Source organism: Neoroseomonas alkaliterrae, assembly GCF_014199195.1.
Classification (GTDB): Bacteria; Pseudomonadota; Alphaproteobacteria; order Acetobacterales; family Acetobacteraceae; genus Neoroseomonas; species Neoroseomonas alkaliterrae.
The window spans coordinates 97,229-111,808 of record NZ_JACIJE010000004.1 but is presented as its reverse complement, the minus strand read 5'-3'; the positions used below and the strand labels follow the sequence as shown (position 1 = coordinate 111,808).

Here is a 14,580-nt window from a genome sequence, read left to right as displayed (position 1 = left end):
GCCCTCAGGCCACGACCCCGCGCCGCCACCCCCGCGCAAGGCAGGAGCGGACCCGGCGGACCATTGGCGGCCCCGGGCCGCGCGGGATGCACCCCTTCCGGCGGGCGAGGCGCCGGACCTACGCCCCCGCGCTCAGCCCCCCGCGAGCGCCCGCTTCGCCGTCTCGGCCAGGAAGCGCGCCGCGACGGGCAGGATCGCGTCGTTGAAGTCGTAGCGTGCATTGTGCAGCTCGCGCCCGTCCTCCGCCGGCCCGTTGCCGATCCAGACGAAGGCGCCGGGCACGCGCTTGAGGAACCAGGCGAAATCCTCCCCCGTCATGGCCGGCGGCAGGTCGCGCCGCACCTCCGAGACGGCCTCGGCCGCCGCGGCCGCGAGGTCGCGCTCGGCCGGGTGGTTGGCCGTCACGCCCACGCCCTGGCGGAAGGAGAAGCCCGCCTGCACGCCGAAGGTGGCCGCGATGCCCTTCGCCACGCGCTCGAGCCCCTCGCGGATCGTCTCGCCGTCCTCGTCGCGCAGCCAGCGCGCCGTGCCCTTGAGCGTGACGCGCGCGGTGATCTGGTTCTGCGCCTCCCCGCCCTCGACCACCGTGATGCTCACCACCCCGCCCTGCAGCGGGTCGAGGTTGCGCGCCACGATGGACTGCACCGCCACGATGGCATGGCCCGCCGCGACCATCGGGTCGCGCGTCAGGTGCGGCAGCGCGGCATGGCCCGCATGGCCGTCGAAGACGATCTCGAACCGCGCGCCCGCGGCCATCACGGCGCGCTCATGCACGGCGATGGTCCCGGCCGGCAGCCCCGGCCAGTTGTGCCAGCCGAAGATGCGCTCCATCGGGAAGCGCTCGAACAGCCCGTCGGCGATCATGTTGCGCGCCCCGCCGCCGCCTTCCTCGGCGGGCTGGAACACCAGCCGCACCGTGCCGGTCCAGTCGGGGTCATCCAGCAGCATCCGCGCCGCGCCGAGCAGCGCCGTGGTGTGCCCGTCATGCCCGCAGGCATGCATCACCCCGGGGATGGTGGATTTCCAGGGGAGATCCTCGTTCTGCTCCTGGATCGGCAGCGCGTCCATGTCCCCGCGCAGGCCCACCGAGCGGTTGCCCCCGCCCCGCCGCAGGGTTGCCACCACGCCGTGGCCGCCCACACCTTCGGCGATGTCGGTGATTCCCATCTCACGCAACCGTGCGGCCACGAAGGCGGCGGTTTCGCTTTCATGGAGCGTCAGGCCCGGGTTGGCGTGCAGATGCCGTCGCCAGGCTGTAAGGGTCTCGGCGAGATCACTGTGCATGACGAGCCGACCCTACAGCGCCCGGAGGCGCCGCACCACCGCCCCTGGCGCCGTCGCGGCCCTGGCCGTCCTGCTCTGGGCGGCGCCGCTGCGCGCCGAGGACACCCCGGATCCGCCCGATCCGCCCCCCTTCCCCTACACCGCCGAGATCGCGCCGGTGGAGGGCGCGGAGGGCCTCGCGGCCATCGCCGCCGCCGTCGCCCAGACGCTGACGCTGCGCGAGCGCGCGCCCACCGACGCGCCCGGCCTGATCGGCCGCGTCCGCGCCGACCTGCCGCGCCTGCAGGAGGTGCTGCGCGCCGAGGGCTACTGGGGTGGCGAGGTGCGCGCCACCATCGCCGGCCTCGCCCCGGACGACCCCGCTTTGCCGGCGCTGCTGCAGGCCGCGCGCGGGCCGGTCGCGGTGGTGCTCACCCTGATCCCAGGCCCGCGCTATGCGATCGGGCGCATCGCCATCGCGGCCGAGCCGCCCGAGGCCGCGCCCATCGTGCGCGCCGCCGCGGCCGCATCCGGCCTCGCGGAGGGCGATCCCGCCCGCGCCGAAGCCGTGCTCGCCGCCGAGACGGCGATGCGCGACGCGCTGCGGCGCGAGGCCCATCCGCTCGCCGCCATCGCCGGGCGCGAGATCTGGGTGGACCACGACCGCCGCGCGATGGACATCGCCTGGCGCGTGGCACCCGGCCCGCGCGCCCGCTTCGCCGCACCCGAGGTGACCGGCCAGGTCCGCACCCGGGCCGGCCTGCTCAGGCGCACCGCCGCGCGGCCGATGGAGGGGCGCGACTATTCGCCGGCCACGCTGGAACGGGGCCGCCGCGCCCTGCTCGCCCTCGGCGTCTTCGAGAGCGTGCGCGCCGAGCCCGCCGGCGCGCTCGATGCCGAGGGCCGCCTGCCCGTCACCTTCCATGTCAGCGAGCGGCCGCTGCGCGCGATCGGCGGCAGCCTGGCCTGGGAGACGAATTTCGGCCTCGCCGCCAGCCTCTTCTGGGAGCACCGCAACCTCTTCGGCGGCGCCGAGCGGCTGCGGCTCGAGGCCGAGGGCGCGAGGCTCGGGCAATCCAGTTTCGAGAACGCGACCTGGCGCGCCTTCGCGACGCTAACCCTGCCCGAGATCTGGCGCATGGATGCGCGCCTGACCGCGCGCATCGGCGCGGTGCGCGAGCGGCTCGACGCCTATGACCGCGACGCCATCCTCGCCTCCGCGCTCGCCGAACGGGCGCTGACCGAGCGCCTCGCCATCCAGGGCGGGCCGGTCTACGAGGAGGGCCGCATCGGGCGCTACGGGGAGTTCCAGGATTTCTCGCTGCTCGGCTTCGTCACCGGGCTGCGCTACGACGGCACCACCAGCCTGCTCGACCCCTCGAGCGGCGTCCGCGCGAGCATCACCGCAACGCCCTTCTGGTCGGTGCGCGACGGCACGAGCTTCACGCGGGTGCTCGCCACCGGCAGCACCTATCTCGACCTCACCGGCGATGCGCGGAGCGTGCTCGCGCTGCGCGGCGCGCTCGGCGCGACGCTCGGCGCCACGCGCGACGAGATCCCGCTCGACAAGCGCTTCTACGCCGGCGGCGGCGGCTCGGTGCGCGGCTACACCTTCCAGTCCATCGGCCCGCGCGATGCCGGCAACCGCCCGCTCGGCGGGGCGAGCCTGCTCGAACTCTCGGTGGAATGGCGCCAGCGCATCTCCGGCCCCTGGGGCGCGGTCGCCTTCCTCGATGCCGGCAGCGTCGGCGAGGAGAGCTACCCCGGCAATGGCGACCTGCGCGTGGGCGTCGGCGCGGGGCTGCGCTACGCGACCGCGATCGGCCCCATCCGCGTGGACATCGGCGTGCCGCTGAACCGCCAGCGGGGCGATTCCGCCTATGCGCTCTATGTCGGCATCGGGCAGGCCTTCTGACATGCGGCGAGCGCGGCGCATCCTGCTCGGCCTCGTCATCGGCCTGCCGCTGCTGCTGCTCGCCGCGGCAGCGGGCGGGCTGCTCTGGGCCAATACCGACGGCGGGCGCGCCGTCATCGCGCGCCTTGCCGCCGGCAGCGTGGACGGCCTCGCGATCGAGGGGCTGACCGGCCCGCTCCCGGGGCGCATCGGCGTCGCGCGCCTCGTCATGGCCGATGCCGACGGCCCCTGGCTCGAGATCGAGGAGGCGCGGATCGCCCTCGACCTCCCGGCGCTGCTGCGGCGCGAGGCGCGCATCGCGGCGCTGAGCGCCCGCCGCATCGCGCTCCATCGCGCCCCCGCCTCCTCCGGCGAGCCCGCGCCGCCCGAGCCCGGCGCGCCGCAGCTGCCCGCCCTGCCCGAGTTGCCGGTTGCGCTGCGCCTCGACCGCCTCGCCGTGGAGCGCATCGAACTCGGCGCGCCGCTGCTTGGCACCGAGGCCGTCCTCGCCGTCGAGGGCGAGGCGCTGCTCGCCGCCGGCCGGCTCTCCGCCCGGCTCGATGCCCGCCGCCTCGACGCGCCGGCCGAGGCGCGGCTCGCGCTCGACCTCGCCCCCGGCGCGGACCGCCTGACCGCGCGGCTCGATGCCGCCGAACCGCCCGGCGGCATCCTCGCCGGCCTGCTCGGCCTGTCCGACCGCGCGGCCCTGGCGCGGCTCAGCCTGGACGGCCCAGCAAGCGGCGCGCGGCTCGACCTGCAAGCGAGCCTCGGGGAGGACGTGACCCTTGCCGCCGAAGGGACGGTCAGCGCATCGCCCGATGGCGCGGCCGCCGCCGACCTCACGCTGCGCCTCGCCGCCGCCCCCCTGCTGCCCGAGGACCTCCGCGCCGCCGCCATGCCGGCCGAGATCGGCCTCGACGCCGCGCTCGACGCCGGGCAGCGATTGGCGCTGCGCCGGCTCGTGGTGCGCGCGCCGCTCGGCAGCCTCTCGGCGCATGGCGGGGCGGCGCTGGCCGAGGAGACGCTCGACCTCACGCTGCAGGCCGAGCTCGGCCCCAGCACGCCGCTCGGCGCGCTGCTGCCGCCCGCGGCGCGGTGGGAGGGACTGCGCCTCGAGGCCCGCGTCGAGGGGCCGATGGCCGCGCCGCGCCTCGGCCTCGACCTCGCCGCCACCGGCTTCGGCAGCGACACCCCGGCGATCCTCGCCGCCCTCGGCGCCACGCCGCGCCTGCGCCTGCGCGCCGCCCTGCCGGACCGCATCGAGGCGCTGAGCCTCGAAGGCGCCGGGCTGCGCGCCGAGGCCGCGGGCGATGTCGGCGAGAGGCTCGACGCGACACTCACCGCCGAGATCGCCGACCTCGCCGCGCTGGTGCCGGGCCTCGCCGGCGGGCTGCGCGCCGAACTCCGCGCCAGCGGCCCGCGCGCCGACCCGAGCCTCGACCTCATCGCCCGCGGCGAGCGCATCGAGCGCGACGGCCAGGTGCTCGAAGCGCCCGAGGCTCGGCTCAGCCTCGCCACCCCCTTCTCCGCCCCGCGCGCCGAGGGGCGCATCGCGGCGCGCTATGCCGGGCTCGACCTCCACCTCGACCTCGACGGCGAGCCCGAGGGCGAGCGCCTGCGCATCCGGCGCCTCGATGCCGCCTTCGGCCCGGCGCGGCTGGAGGCGAGCGGCCTCCTGGACCCCGGGGCGGCGACCTTCGCCGGCGAGGTCGCGCTCGCCGCCGACGACCTCGCCCCCTTCTCGGCGCTCGCCGGCACGCCGCTCACCGGCCGCCTCGCGCTGCGCGGCAGGCTCGATGCGCCGGGCGGCGTCCAGGGTTTCGACCTCTCTCTCGACATCCCCGCCGCGAGCGCCGGCGGCACCCCCTTGGGCGGGCGCCTTGCCGCGCGCGGCACGCTCGCGGCGCTGGAGGCGGAACTCGAGGCCCGCGCGATGGATGCGCGCCTGACCACGCGCGCGAGCATGGCCGAGGAGGAGGGGGCGCGGCGCATCGAGATCCCGGACCTGCTGCTGCGCCGGGGCGCGGACAGCCTGCGCCTCGCCGCCCCCGCGCGGGTGACGATCGGTGCCGACGGCGCCATCGCACTCGCCGGCATCGCGCTGACGGCGAGCCGCGGCGGCACGCTGCGCGCCGAAGGCCGCTGGGGGCCGGAGAGCGCCGATATCCGCGCGAGCCTCGCCGCCCTGCCGCTCGCCGCCATCACCGCCCTCGCCGCGCCCGATCTGCGCGCGGAGGGCATGATCGCGGCCGAGGCGCGCATCACCGGCGCGGTCGCCGACCCCGCCGCACGCTTCCGCCTGGATGCCACCGGGCTGCGGCTGCTGGACGAGGCGGCGCGCGGCCTGCCGCCGGCGCGCGTGACGGTCGAGGGCACGGCCGGGGCGGCAGCCGCCGATCTGCGGCTGGAGGCCGCCGCCGGCACCGCCCTGCGCGCCAATGGCACGCTGCGCCTGCCCGACGGCTTAGCAGCATCCGCCCCGCTCGCGGCGCGGCTCGATGCCAATGCCGACCTCGCCGCGCTCGCCGGGCCGCTGCTCGCCGCCGGGGCGCAGCGCGTGACCGGGCGGGCGAGCCTGCAGGCCGAGGCCACGGGCACGCTCGGCGCGCCGCGCCTCGGCGGCAGGCTCACCCTGGCCGATGGCAGTTTCCGCGACCTCGCGCAGGGCATCACCCTCACCGCCATCACGGCGAGCCTGCGCGGGGAGGGCGACCGCGTGACCATCGAGCGCTTCGAGGCACGGACGCCCGGCGGGGGCGCCATCACGGCGGGCGGCTTCCTCTCCCCCGCCGCGCCGGGGATCCCGGCCGAGATCACGCTCGGCGCGCGCAACGCCCGCCCGATGCGCTCGGACCTCGCCACCGGCGTCTTCGATGCCGATCTGCGCCTGACCGGCCGGCTCGCGGAGCAGGCGCGCCTTGCCGGGCGCATAGCGGTCGGCCGGCTCGACATCACCGTGCCGGAGCGCCTGCCGCCGTCGGTCCAGCGGCTCGAGGGCGTGCGCGAGCGCGGCGCGCGGCCGCCCGGCACGCCGCCGCTCGCGCCGCCCGCGCCGGCCGGCGCGCCCGCCGCCATGCCGGACATCGCGCTCGAGGTCGAGATCGCCGCGCCGCGCGCCGTCTTCGTGCGCGGGCGTGGGATCGACGCCGAGTTCGGCGGGACCATCGGCATCGGCGGGACCATCGCAGCGCCCCAGGCGACGGGCGGGCTGCAACTGCGCCGGGGGGAGATCTCGGTGTTCGACCGCCGCATCGCCTTCCGCCGCGGGAGCATCGCCTTCGACGCCGGCACGCTGGTGCCGGGGCTCGACTTCCTCGCCTCCTCCCGCGCGCGGGAGGTGACGGCGAATGTCACCGTCACGGGGCCCGCGAACGACCCGCGCATCGCCTTCTCCTCCACGCCGGAGCTGCCGCAGGACGAGATCCTGGCGCGGCTGCTGTTCGACCGGCGCGCGAGCGAGCTCTCGCCCTTCCAGCTCGCCCAGCTCGCGCAGGTGCTGGCCGGCGCGGCGGGAATCGAGACGCCGGGCGCGGGCGGCATCCTCGACCGCATCCGCCGCACGCTGGCGCTCGACCGCCTCGCGGTGGGCGAGGAGCAGCGCCGCGACGGCGGGCGCGGCCAGGGTGCGACGCTCGAGACCGGCCGCTACGTGGCGGACGGCGTCTATCTCGGCCTGCGCCAGTCGAGCGAGGGCGGCCCGCCGCGCATCGGCGTGCAGATCGACGTGCTGCCGCGCGTGCGCATCGAGGCCGAGACGGGCGGCAACAGCGCCGGGGGGGACAGGGTCGGGCTGTCCTTCGAGTGGGAATACTGACCGACCCGCCCCCTACCCCCGCACATAGCCCAGCCAGTCCCACCAGGTCAGCGTCAGCAGCAGCACCAGCAGGTAGCCCGCGATGGTGATGACGATGCCCGAGCGCGTGAAATCCCGCGCCGCGAAGGTGCCGGTGCCGTAGGCCACCATGTTCTGCGGCGCGTTCACCACCAGCATGAAGCCGAAGGAGACGGTGAACTGCAGCACCATGGTCAGCCCGACCACGTTCACCGGCACCCCCGCGCGCGCCACTTCCTGCAGCACCGAGATCACGATCGGGATGAAGGCCGCCGCCAGCGCGGTCGCCGAGGCGAAGCCGAGATGCACCACGATCAGGAAGGCCGCCATCACGGCGACGACGATGAAGGGCGTCGCCTCGCGCAGCGCGAAGCCGTCCACGATCTGGTTCGCCATCCATGCCGCCCCGCGCGTCTGCACCAGCACGGTGCCGAGCGCGATGCCCACCGCGAACAGGATCAGCGTGCCCCAGGGCACCGCGGCCTGCGCCTGCTTCCACGTCATCACCCCGATGCGCGGCAGCAGCAGCACCGTCACGGCGATGATGGTGGAGGAGGCGGTGTCGAGCGGATGCAGCCGCCCCTCCGTCGCCCAGAAGCCAAGCAGCACGAGCCCCGCGAGCAGCGTGCGCTTCTCCGCCCCGCTCATCGGGCCGAGGGCCGCGCGCTGCTCCGCCACGGCCGCCGCCCCGCCCGCGCCGACCGTCTCCTCCGGCCGGTGGAAGCGCCACAGGATCAGGTAGACCAGCGGCACCATCACGATCCAGAAGGGCGCGGCGGCGATGAACCAGTCGAGCCAGGTGATCGTCGCCCCCGGCACCGCCCGCCCGATCAGCCCGAGCGCCGTCGCGTTCTGCGCCGCCGCGGTCAGGATGCCGACATTCATCACCGAGCAGACCTGCGCCGAGCCGATCATCAGCAGCGCCGCCAGCCGCGAATCCCGCTGCATGCCGAAGGCGGCGATGATGCCGAGCACGATCGGCACCACCGCCGAGACGCGCGCGGTGGCCGAGGGCACCAGGAAGGCGAGCAGCACGCCGACCGCCAGCGTGCCCGCGAAGATGCCCTGCGGCCGCGTGCCGACGCGCGAAAGGGTCGAGAGCGCGATGCGCCGGTCGAGCCCCGTCGCCGTCACCGCCGTCGCGAAGACCAGCGCCGCACCCACCAGCGCCACCGCATTGTTGGCGAAGCCCGCGATCGCCCAGTCCCGCGCCCGGGCGATGCCGAGCATGCGCTGGGCGTTCTGCGGGTCGGGCGCCGTGCCCACCAGCAGGATGATCAGCACCGCGATCAGGAAGGCCGAGACGGTCAGGTCCACCGCCTCGCTCACCCACAGCACCACCGCGAAAAGCAGGATGCCGATCGCGCGCTGCCCCGCCACCGGCAGGCCCGCGATGGGCGGGGCCAGCACCACCGCCGCCAGCACCATGACCGCGAGGCCGAGGCCGACCCAGCGCCGCGCCCCGTTCCCGCCATCCGCTGCCGGCGCCGTCATGCGAGCCTCCCCCCGATGTGTGGGGCGGAGCCTCGCCCCGGCGGCGCCCCGCCGCCTTGACGCGAATCAATCCGGCGGGGTGCCGAGCGCCTGCATCACCGCCGCCCGCTTCTCGAGCCACCAGCCATGCTGCGGCGGCCAGCAGGCATAGACATCCTCGGTGCTGCCGGGCTCCAGCACGCCGCGGGCCATCAGCGCCCAGTTCGGGTTGGCCATCGCCTCGCGCCCGACGGCGATCAGGTCGGCCTCCCCCTCGGCGAGCACCGCCTCGGCCTGGTGGGGGCCGATGATGAGCCCCACCGCCATGGTCGCGAGCCCCACCTCCCGCCGGATCTGCGCCGCATAGGGCACCTGGAAGCCGTAGCCGCGTGGCACCCGCTTGCTGCCCGTGGCCGAGCCGCCGATCCCGCCCGAGGAGCAGTCCACCACATCCACCCCGAGCGGCTTCATCGCGGCCGCGAAGGCGAGGCTGTCCTCCATCGTCCAGCCGCCCTCCATCCCGTCCACCGCCGAGATGCGCACGAAGACCGGCCGGTCCTCCGGCCAGGCCTCGCGCACCGCGCGGATGACATCGAGCGGGAAGCGCATCCGCCCCGCGAGATCGCCCCCGAAGCCGTCATTGCGCGTGTTCGAGATGGGCGAGAGGAACTGGTGCAGCAGGTAGCCATGCGCGCAATGCACCTCGATCGCCTCGTAGCCCGCCGCCCGCGCGCGCCGCGCGGCTGAGGCGAAGGCGTCGCGGATGCGCGCCATTCCCGCCGCATCGAGCGCGGCGGGCGTCAGGTGCCCCTCGGCCAGCGGCTTCGCCACCGCCGAGACGATGTCCCAGGTCCCCTCCCCCTTGGCGAACTGCTCGGGGCCGAGCGGGCCGTTGCCTTCCCAGGGCCGCTGCATAGAGCCCTTCCGCCCGGCATGGCCGAGCTGCATCGCCGGCACCGCGCCCTGCGCCCGGATGAAATCCGCGATGCGCCTGAGCGGCGCGATGTGCTCATCGGACCACAGGCCGAGGTCGCCATGGGTGATGCGCCCGTCCCGCAGCACCGAGACAACCTCGGTGAAGACCAGCCCGAAGCCGCCCACCGCGAAGCGGCCGAGCTGGACCAAGTGCCAGTCGTTCGCCATGCCCTCCTGCGCGGAATACTGGCAGAGCGGCGGCACCACCGCCCGGTTGGGGATGGTCAGGCCACGCAGCGCGAGCGGCGAGAACAGCAGCGATCCCATCAGGGACGTCCTCCGGTGTCGTTGTCGCCGCGAAGGATGGAACGCCCGCGCCTATCCGGCCAGATGCCGCCGGCGCAACAGCCGCGGCAGCAGCCCGTCCACCGGCCCCACCAGCACCGAGGCCGCCCAGGCCGCGCCCGCGATCAGCACGATCGCCGGCCCCGTCGGCACGTCGAGGTGATACGAGAACAGGATGCCGCTGACCGAGGCCAGCAGCGCGATCCCCACCGCGGCATAGGCCATGCCGCCCACCTCCCGCGCCCAGTGCCGCGCCGCGATCGCCGGCAGCATCATCAGCCCCACCGCCATCAGCGTGCCCAGCGCCTGGAAGGCGGAGAGCACGTTCAGCACGACGAGGCCCTGGAACACGAGGTGCCACAGCCCGCCCCGCGCCCCCGCGGCGGCCGCGAAGGAGGGGTCGAAGCACTCCAGCACCAGCGGCCGCCAGGCGAAGGCCAGCACCACGAGGCTCAGCGTCGCCACCGAGGCCATCAGCAGCAGCGCCGCGTCATCCACCCCGAGCACGCTGCCGAACAGGATGTGCGTCAGGTCCAACGCGCCGCCACCGCCCATCGAGATCATCGCGACCCCGAGCCCCAGCGCGACCAGGTAGAGTGCGGCGAGCGTCGCATCCTCCCGCCCGCCCGTCGCGCGCGAGAGCGCGCCCGCGCCGACCGCCACCACCAGCCCCGCCACGAGCCCGCCCAGCCACAGCGCCGGCGCCGCCATGCCGGCGATCAGGAAACCCAGCGCCACGCCGGGCAGCGCGCCATGGGCCAGCACATCCGCCGTCAGGCTCATCCGCCGCAGCACGAGGAAGACGCCGAGCACCGGCGCGCTGACCGAGAGCGCGAGGCAACCCACCAGCGCACGGCGCAGGAAGCCGAACTCGGTGAATGGGGCGATCAGCAGGTCGTGCATGGCGCACCCGGAGAGGGGCCTTGCCCCTCTCCGGACCTCTCCCCACCAAAGCCCGAAAGGCCTTTGGAAACCGATACCGGGAAAACCGGGACGCGGGCGGGCCGGAGCACGGGAAGGCGCCGGTTCGCCGACGGATGGCGCCGCCGGGCGCGATGGGCCGCGCCCGCGCTCACGCCGCCCGCTGGCAGCGCCCCGCCTCGTCCGCCCAGGCCTCCGCCATCATCCGCGCCTTCAGGCGGTTGGCCGCGCTCAGCGCCTCGGCGGTCGGCCCCCAGGCGATCGGGTCGCGCGCGAGCAGCAGCGTCTCGGGGAACTCCCGCGCCACGAGGTCGAGGTCGTGCAGCACCGCGACCACCGTCCGCCCCTCACCGTGCCAGTCGCGCACCAGGCGCAGCAGGTCGGCCGAGGTCTTCGCATCCACCGCGTTGAAGGGCTCGTCGAGCAGCAGGATGTCGGCATCCTGCACCAGAAGCCGCGCGAACAGCAGCCGCTGCGTCTGACCCGCCGAGAGCGATCCCACCGGCCGCCGCTCGAAGCCGCCAAGGCCCACCGCCGCCAGCGCCTGCACCGCCCGCGCACGGTCCTCGGCGCGGATCTCGCGGAAGGCGCCGCTGCGCGCCCACAGCCCCTGCATCACCACATCGAGGCAGGCGATCGGGAAGGCCCGGTCGAGGCTCGCCATCTGCGGCAGCAGCGCGATGCGCGCCTCGCCCTGCAGGCTCACCCGCCCGCCCTCCGGCCGGTGCAGCCCGGCAAGGCCGCGCAGCAGCGTCGTCTTGCCCGCCCCGTTCGGCCCGACGATCGCCGTCAGGCTGCCCGGCGCGAAGCAGCCCGAAAGGTGGTGCACCGCCGGGTGCCGCCCATGGGTCAGCGTCAGGTTCTCGAGCCGCAGCGCGGCCGGTTTGCGCCGCGCGCTCATGCCGCCATCGCCCAGGCCACCGCGCCCCACAGCACCAGAGCCACGGCGCCCGCCAGCATCAGGCGGGAGGCCGCGCCGGAGGCGAGCGCGAGCGGGTCGGTCAATCGGGAAAGCATAGGGTTATGATGTAACATACGCCCCCTTCTGGGCAAGGCCGTCGCGGCGGCCTATCTCGGCGCGCGATGCAACCCAGCCTCCCGCCCGACCCCGATGCCGATCTCCGCCGCAGCCTCGCCCGGCACCGGGCCTTCGCCACGGGCCTGCTCGTCGGCATGACAGGGCTGCTGGTCGGCACCTACCACATGCCGCCCGGCTACTGGACCGACATGCTCCAGGCGAGCGCCAAGGCCGGCGTGGTGGGCGGCATCGCCGACTGGTTCGCCGTCACGGCGCTGTTCCGCCGCCCGCTCGGACTGCCCATCCCGCACACCGCCATCGTGCCGAACCAGAAGGAGCGCCTCGGCCGCGCCCTCGGACGCTTCGTCTCCTCCCATGTCTTCACCGAGGCCGAGGTGCGGCGCGTCATCGGCCGGCTCGACCTCGCGCGCATCCTGCAGAAGTTCCTTGCCGACCCGGCGGCCGCGCGGCCGGCGGCGCTGGCGCTCGCCGGCTCCATGCCGCGCCTCGTCGCGAGCCTGGAGGACGGGCGGGCGCGGCGCTTCCTGGTGCGGCTGCTGCCGCGCATCGTCTCCGGCCCCGCCGGGGCGCGGCTGGTCGCGCGCGTGCTGCGCGCCTTCGTCACCTCCGGCCGCCACCAGGAGGTATTCTCCCTCGCCGTCGGGCAGCTCAAGATCCTCCTCGCCGCCCGCGAGGACCGGCTGCGCGAGGCGATCGAGGCCCGCGTCCGCGCCGAGGGCGGCGCGGTGCTGGGCTGGCTCGCCGGCGCGACCGTCGCCAAGCGCATCCTGCACGCGATCAACACCGAGCTCGAGAAGGTCGAGCCGGAGGATTCCGAACTCCGCGCCGCCTTCGCCGCCTGGCTCGCGCAGGAGATAGACCGGCTGGAGACCGACCCCGAGCGCGCCGCGGCGATCGGGCGGGTGCTGCGCGAGGCGCTCTCCCACCCTTCCGTCGCCGCCTGGCTGATGGATGTCTGGGGCAGGCTGCGCGCCGCCCTCGTCGCCGATGCCGCGCGGCCGGATGGCCGCACCGTGGCGCTGCTCGCCGGCCTCTTCGCCAATGCGGGCAGGCTGCTGGCCGAGGACGAGGCGGCGCGCGAACGCCTCAACCGCGCGGCCGAGGGCGTGCTGATCACCCTGCTGCCCAGCGCGCAATCCCAGCTCTCGGACTTCATCGCCGGGGTGGTGGCGAACTGGGACGCGCAGACGGTGGCGGAGAAGATCGAACTGAGGGTCGGCCGCGACCTCCAGTATGTCCGGGTGAACGGGACGCTGGTCGGCTTCCTTGTCGGCGGGGTGCTGTTCGCGCTGCTGAACTGGGCCTTCGGCGGGGTGAGCCACTAGCCCCGGCAGAGGCTTGCATGCGCTCTTAGAAAAGACCGGCAAGCCTTTGGTTCAGAAACAATAATCTCCCGCCGGATCACCCCCGCCGCCGCGCCAGCCCATGCACCAGCCCGGCCATCGCACCTGCCGGAATCCCGAGCATCCCCAGGAGGACGGCGAAGATGCCGACGCCGATCGCGCAGCCTCCGCTGCTCCCGGGCCGCGTGCATTCCGGGTTCAGCACCGCATTCGCGATCCCGAGCCCCGACCCCAGCGCGACCCCCAGCGCCCCGCCCAGCACGGCGTAGAGGATCACCCGCCCGACCACCGAGGCCGCTCCCCCGCCCCGGCCCGCGCGCAGGATCGTCGCGGGGTAGCCCGCCGCGCGCACCGCATCGCGCAGCGCCGCGGCCGGGGCGGCGGAGGCGACCGCCACCATGCCGCGCGGCCAGTCCGCCCAGCTCCGCGCCGCCGGATCGCAGGCCGCGATCGCCCGCAGCACCGCCTCCCGCTCCGCCGGACCGGCCAGCCCCGGCACGGCAAGCACCCGCGCATCGGGCGGCGGCACCGCGCTCATCGCCGGAGCGCCCGCCACAGCGCCAGGGCGAAGCCGAGCGGCGCGCCGAGGCTGCCCGCCGCCAGCGCCACCGACGGGATCCCCATGGCGCAACCGCCCGAATCCCCCGGGGTCGCGCAGAGCGGGTTCAGCAGCGCGTTGCCGACGCCGAGCGCCGCCCCGAGCAGCGTGCCGAGGACGAAGCCCGCGAAGGTCAGGCCGATGACGCGCATCACCGCCGCGGCGATGTCCACCGGCTCCCGCGCCGCCGCACCGCCCTGCCGCAGCCCGGCGACATAGCCCGCATCCTGGACGGCCATGCGCAGCGCCTCGGCCGGCGCGGCGGTCTCGACCGCCACCATGCCCTTCGGCCAGTTGGTCCAGATCCGCGCGGCCGGGTCGAAGCGGCGGATCGCCTCCTCCACCGCCACCCGGTCCATGCCCCCGCGCACCCCGGAGATGAGGAGCACGACGGCGCCGGGCGGCGGCTCCGCGCTCAATACGGCACCTTGTCGGGCTTGGCCTGCCACAGGCGGAAGGCCTCGCGCGCCTCCTCGGCCAGCAGCCGGCGCAGCGGCAGGCGCCGGGCGTCGGGCGGTGCGGCCATCTCGGCATAGATCGCCGCATCGTCGAAGCCGATGGCCGCGGCATCCGTGCGGTCATTGCCATAGACCACCGCGCCGATCCGCGCCCACCAGACGGCGCCGAGGCACATCGGGCAGGGCTCGCAGCTCGAATAGATCACCGCGCCCGAGAGGTCGTGCGTCCCCGCCGCCGCGCACGCCGCGCGGATCGCCACGATCTCGGCATGGGCGGTGGGGTCGCGGTTGGGCACGACCGCGTTGCAGCCTTCGCCAAGGATGCGCCCGTCACGCACCACCACCGCGCCGAAGGGCCCGCCGCCCTGCTCCACGCCCTGGCAGGAGAGCGCGATCGCCCTGCGCATGAAGCGCGTTTCGTCCATCCCCCCGACCTTCGGTGACGGGGCAGCATAGGCCCGCACCCGCCCGGCCCGCCACGCCCCTGCGGCGACCGCGT

At 75.5% G+C, this 14,580-nt stretch carries 11 protein-coding genes; 3 read left to right on the top strand and 8 right to left on the bottom strand.

From position 1 onward, the window contains the following. Window positions 1–132: 132 nt before the first annotated feature. On the bottom strand, window positions 133–1,284 hold the full coding sequence (locus tag FHS88_RS08755; protein ID WP_184483650.1) for an amidohydrolase: 1,152 nt from the start codon (window positions 1,282–1,284) through the stop codon (window positions 133–135). Between FHS88_RS08755 and FHS88_RS08750 the strand changes: the two genes are divergently transcribed. Next, window positions 1,283–3,178, top strand: coding sequence for an autotransporter assembly complex protein TamA (locus FHS88_RS08750; protein ID WP_184483647.1), 1,896 nt, complete (start codon window positions 1,283–1,285; stop codon window positions 3,176–3,178). The two genes, FHS88_RS08755 and FHS88_RS08750, sit on opposite strands and share 2 nt — an antisense overlap. A 1-nt stretch (window position 3,179) precedes the next feature. Next, window positions 3,180–6,971, top strand: coding sequence for a translocation/assembly module TamB domain-containing protein (locus FHS88_RS08745; RefSeq protein WP_184483645.1), 3,792 nt, complete (start codon window positions 3,180–3,182; stop codon window positions 6,969–6,971). Between the two features lie 12 nt (window positions 6,972–6,983). Here the strand turns inward: FHS88_RS08745 and FHS88_RS08740 are convergent, their stop codons facing one another. From FHS88_RS08740 to FHS88_RS08725, 4 genes are all read right to left on the bottom strand, one after another. Further along, window positions 6,984–8,483 carry a DASS family sodium-coupled anion symporter gene (locus FHS88_RS08740; protein ID WP_184483643.1) on the bottom strand — a complete coding sequence of 500 codons (1,500 nt, stop codon included), beginning with the start codon at window positions 8,481–8,483 and terminating at the stop codon, window positions 6,984–6,986. Window positions 8,484–8,549: 66 nt separating this feature from the next. Beyond that, entirely contained in the window at window positions 8,550–9,704 is a 1,155-nt protein-coding gene (locus tag FHS88_RS08735; protein ID WP_184483641.1) for an NADH:flavin oxidoreductase/NADH oxidase, read from the bottom strand. A 51-nt stretch (window positions 9,705–9,755) separates the two neighbouring features. After that, window positions 9,756–10,625, bottom strand: coding sequence for a metal ABC transporter permease (locus FHS88_RS08730; RefSeq protein ID WP_184483639.1), 870 nt, complete (start codon window positions 10,623–10,625; stop codon window positions 9,756–9,758). A gap of 169 nt (window positions 10,626–10,794) precedes the next feature. Beyond that, window positions 10,795–11,544: a metal ABC transporter ATP-binding protein gene (locus tag FHS88_RS08725; protein WP_184483637.1), complete on the bottom strand. Its 750-nt coding sequence runs from the start codon at window positions 11,542–11,544 to the stop codon at window positions 10,795–10,797. 182 nt (window positions 11,545–11,726) lie between these two features. Between FHS88_RS08725 and FHS88_RS08720 the strand changes: the two genes are divergently transcribed. After that, on the top strand, window positions 11,727–13,007 hold the full coding sequence (locus FHS88_RS08720) for a DUF445 domain-containing protein (protein ID WP_184483635.1): 1,281 nt from the start codon (window positions 11,727–11,729) through the stop codon (window positions 13,005–13,007). 76 nt (window positions 13,008–13,083) lie between these two features. On the opposite strand, the gene FHS88_RS08715 is transcribed toward FHS88_RS08720, so the two are convergent. From FHS88_RS08715 to FHS88_RS08705, 3 genes are read right to left on the bottom strand one after another with little or no spacing between them, the layout of a single operon-like run. Continuing rightward, window positions 13,084–13,563 carry a hypothetical protein gene (locus tag FHS88_RS08715; protein ID WP_184483633.1) on the bottom strand — a complete coding sequence of 160 codons (480 nt, stop codon included), beginning with the start codon at window positions 13,561–13,563 and terminating at the stop codon, window positions 13,084–13,086. Further along, window positions 13,560–14,042 carry a hypothetical protein gene (locus tag FHS88_RS08710; RefSeq protein ID WP_184483631.1) on the bottom strand — a complete coding sequence of 161 codons (483 nt, stop codon included), beginning with the start codon at window positions 14,040–14,042 and terminating at the stop codon, window positions 13,560–13,562. Before FHS88_RS08710 ends, FHS88_RS08715 begins: the two co-directional genes overlap by 4 nt. Continuing rightward, complete coding sequence (locus FHS88_RS08705; RefSeq protein WP_184483629.1) at window positions 14,039–14,506, bottom strand: nucleoside deaminase; 468 nt, start codon at window positions 14,504–14,506, stop codon at window positions 14,039–14,041. Before FHS88_RS08705 ends, FHS88_RS08710 begins: the two co-directional genes overlap by 4 nt. Window positions 14,507–14,580: the final 74 nt, after the last annotated feature.

What these genes read in the sequence shown, in the direction of transcription:
- FHS88_RS08750 (WP_184483647.1), top strand. Translation starts at nt 1,283, where the DNA reads ATGACGAGCCGACCCTACAGCGCCCGGAGGCGCCGCACCACCGCCCCT.
- FHS88_RS08755 (WP_184483650.1), bottom strand. Translation starts at nt 1,284, where the DNA reads ATGCACAGTGATCTCGCCGAGACCCTTACAGCCTGGCGACGGCATCTG.
- FHS88_RS08745 (WP_184483645.1), top strand. Translation starts at nt 3,180, where the DNA reads ATGCGGCGAGCGCGGCGCATCCTGCTCGGCCTCGTCATCGGCCTGCCG.
- FHS88_RS08740 (WP_184483643.1), bottom strand. Translation starts at nt 8,483, where the DNA reads ATGACGGCGCCGGCAGCGGATGGCGGGAACGGGGCGCGGCGCTGGGTC.
- FHS88_RS08735 (WP_184483641.1), bottom strand. Translation starts at nt 9,704, where the DNA reads ATGGGATCGCTGCTGTTCTCGCCGCTCGCGCTGCGTGGCCTGACCATC.
- FHS88_RS08730 (WP_184483639.1), bottom strand. Translation starts at nt 10,625, where the DNA reads ATGCACGACCTGCTGATCGCCCCATTCACCGAGTTCGGCTTCCTGCGC.
- FHS88_RS08725 (WP_184483637.1), bottom strand. Translation starts at nt 11,544, where the DNA reads ATGAGCGCGCGGCGCAAACCGGCCGCGCTGCGGCTCGAGAACCTGACG.
- FHS88_RS08720 (WP_184483635.1), top strand. Translation starts at nt 11,727, where the DNA reads ATGCAACCCAGCCTCCCGCCCGACCCCGATGCCGATCTCCGCCGCAGC.
- FHS88_RS08715 (WP_184483633.1), bottom strand. Translation starts at nt 13,563, where the DNA reads ATGAGCGCGGTGCCGCCGCCCGATGCGCGGGTGCTTGCCGTGCCGGGG.
- FHS88_RS08705 (WP_184483629.1), bottom strand. Translation starts at nt 14,506, where the DNA reads ATGGACGAAACGCGCTTCATGCGCAGGGCGATCGCGCTCTCCTGCCAG.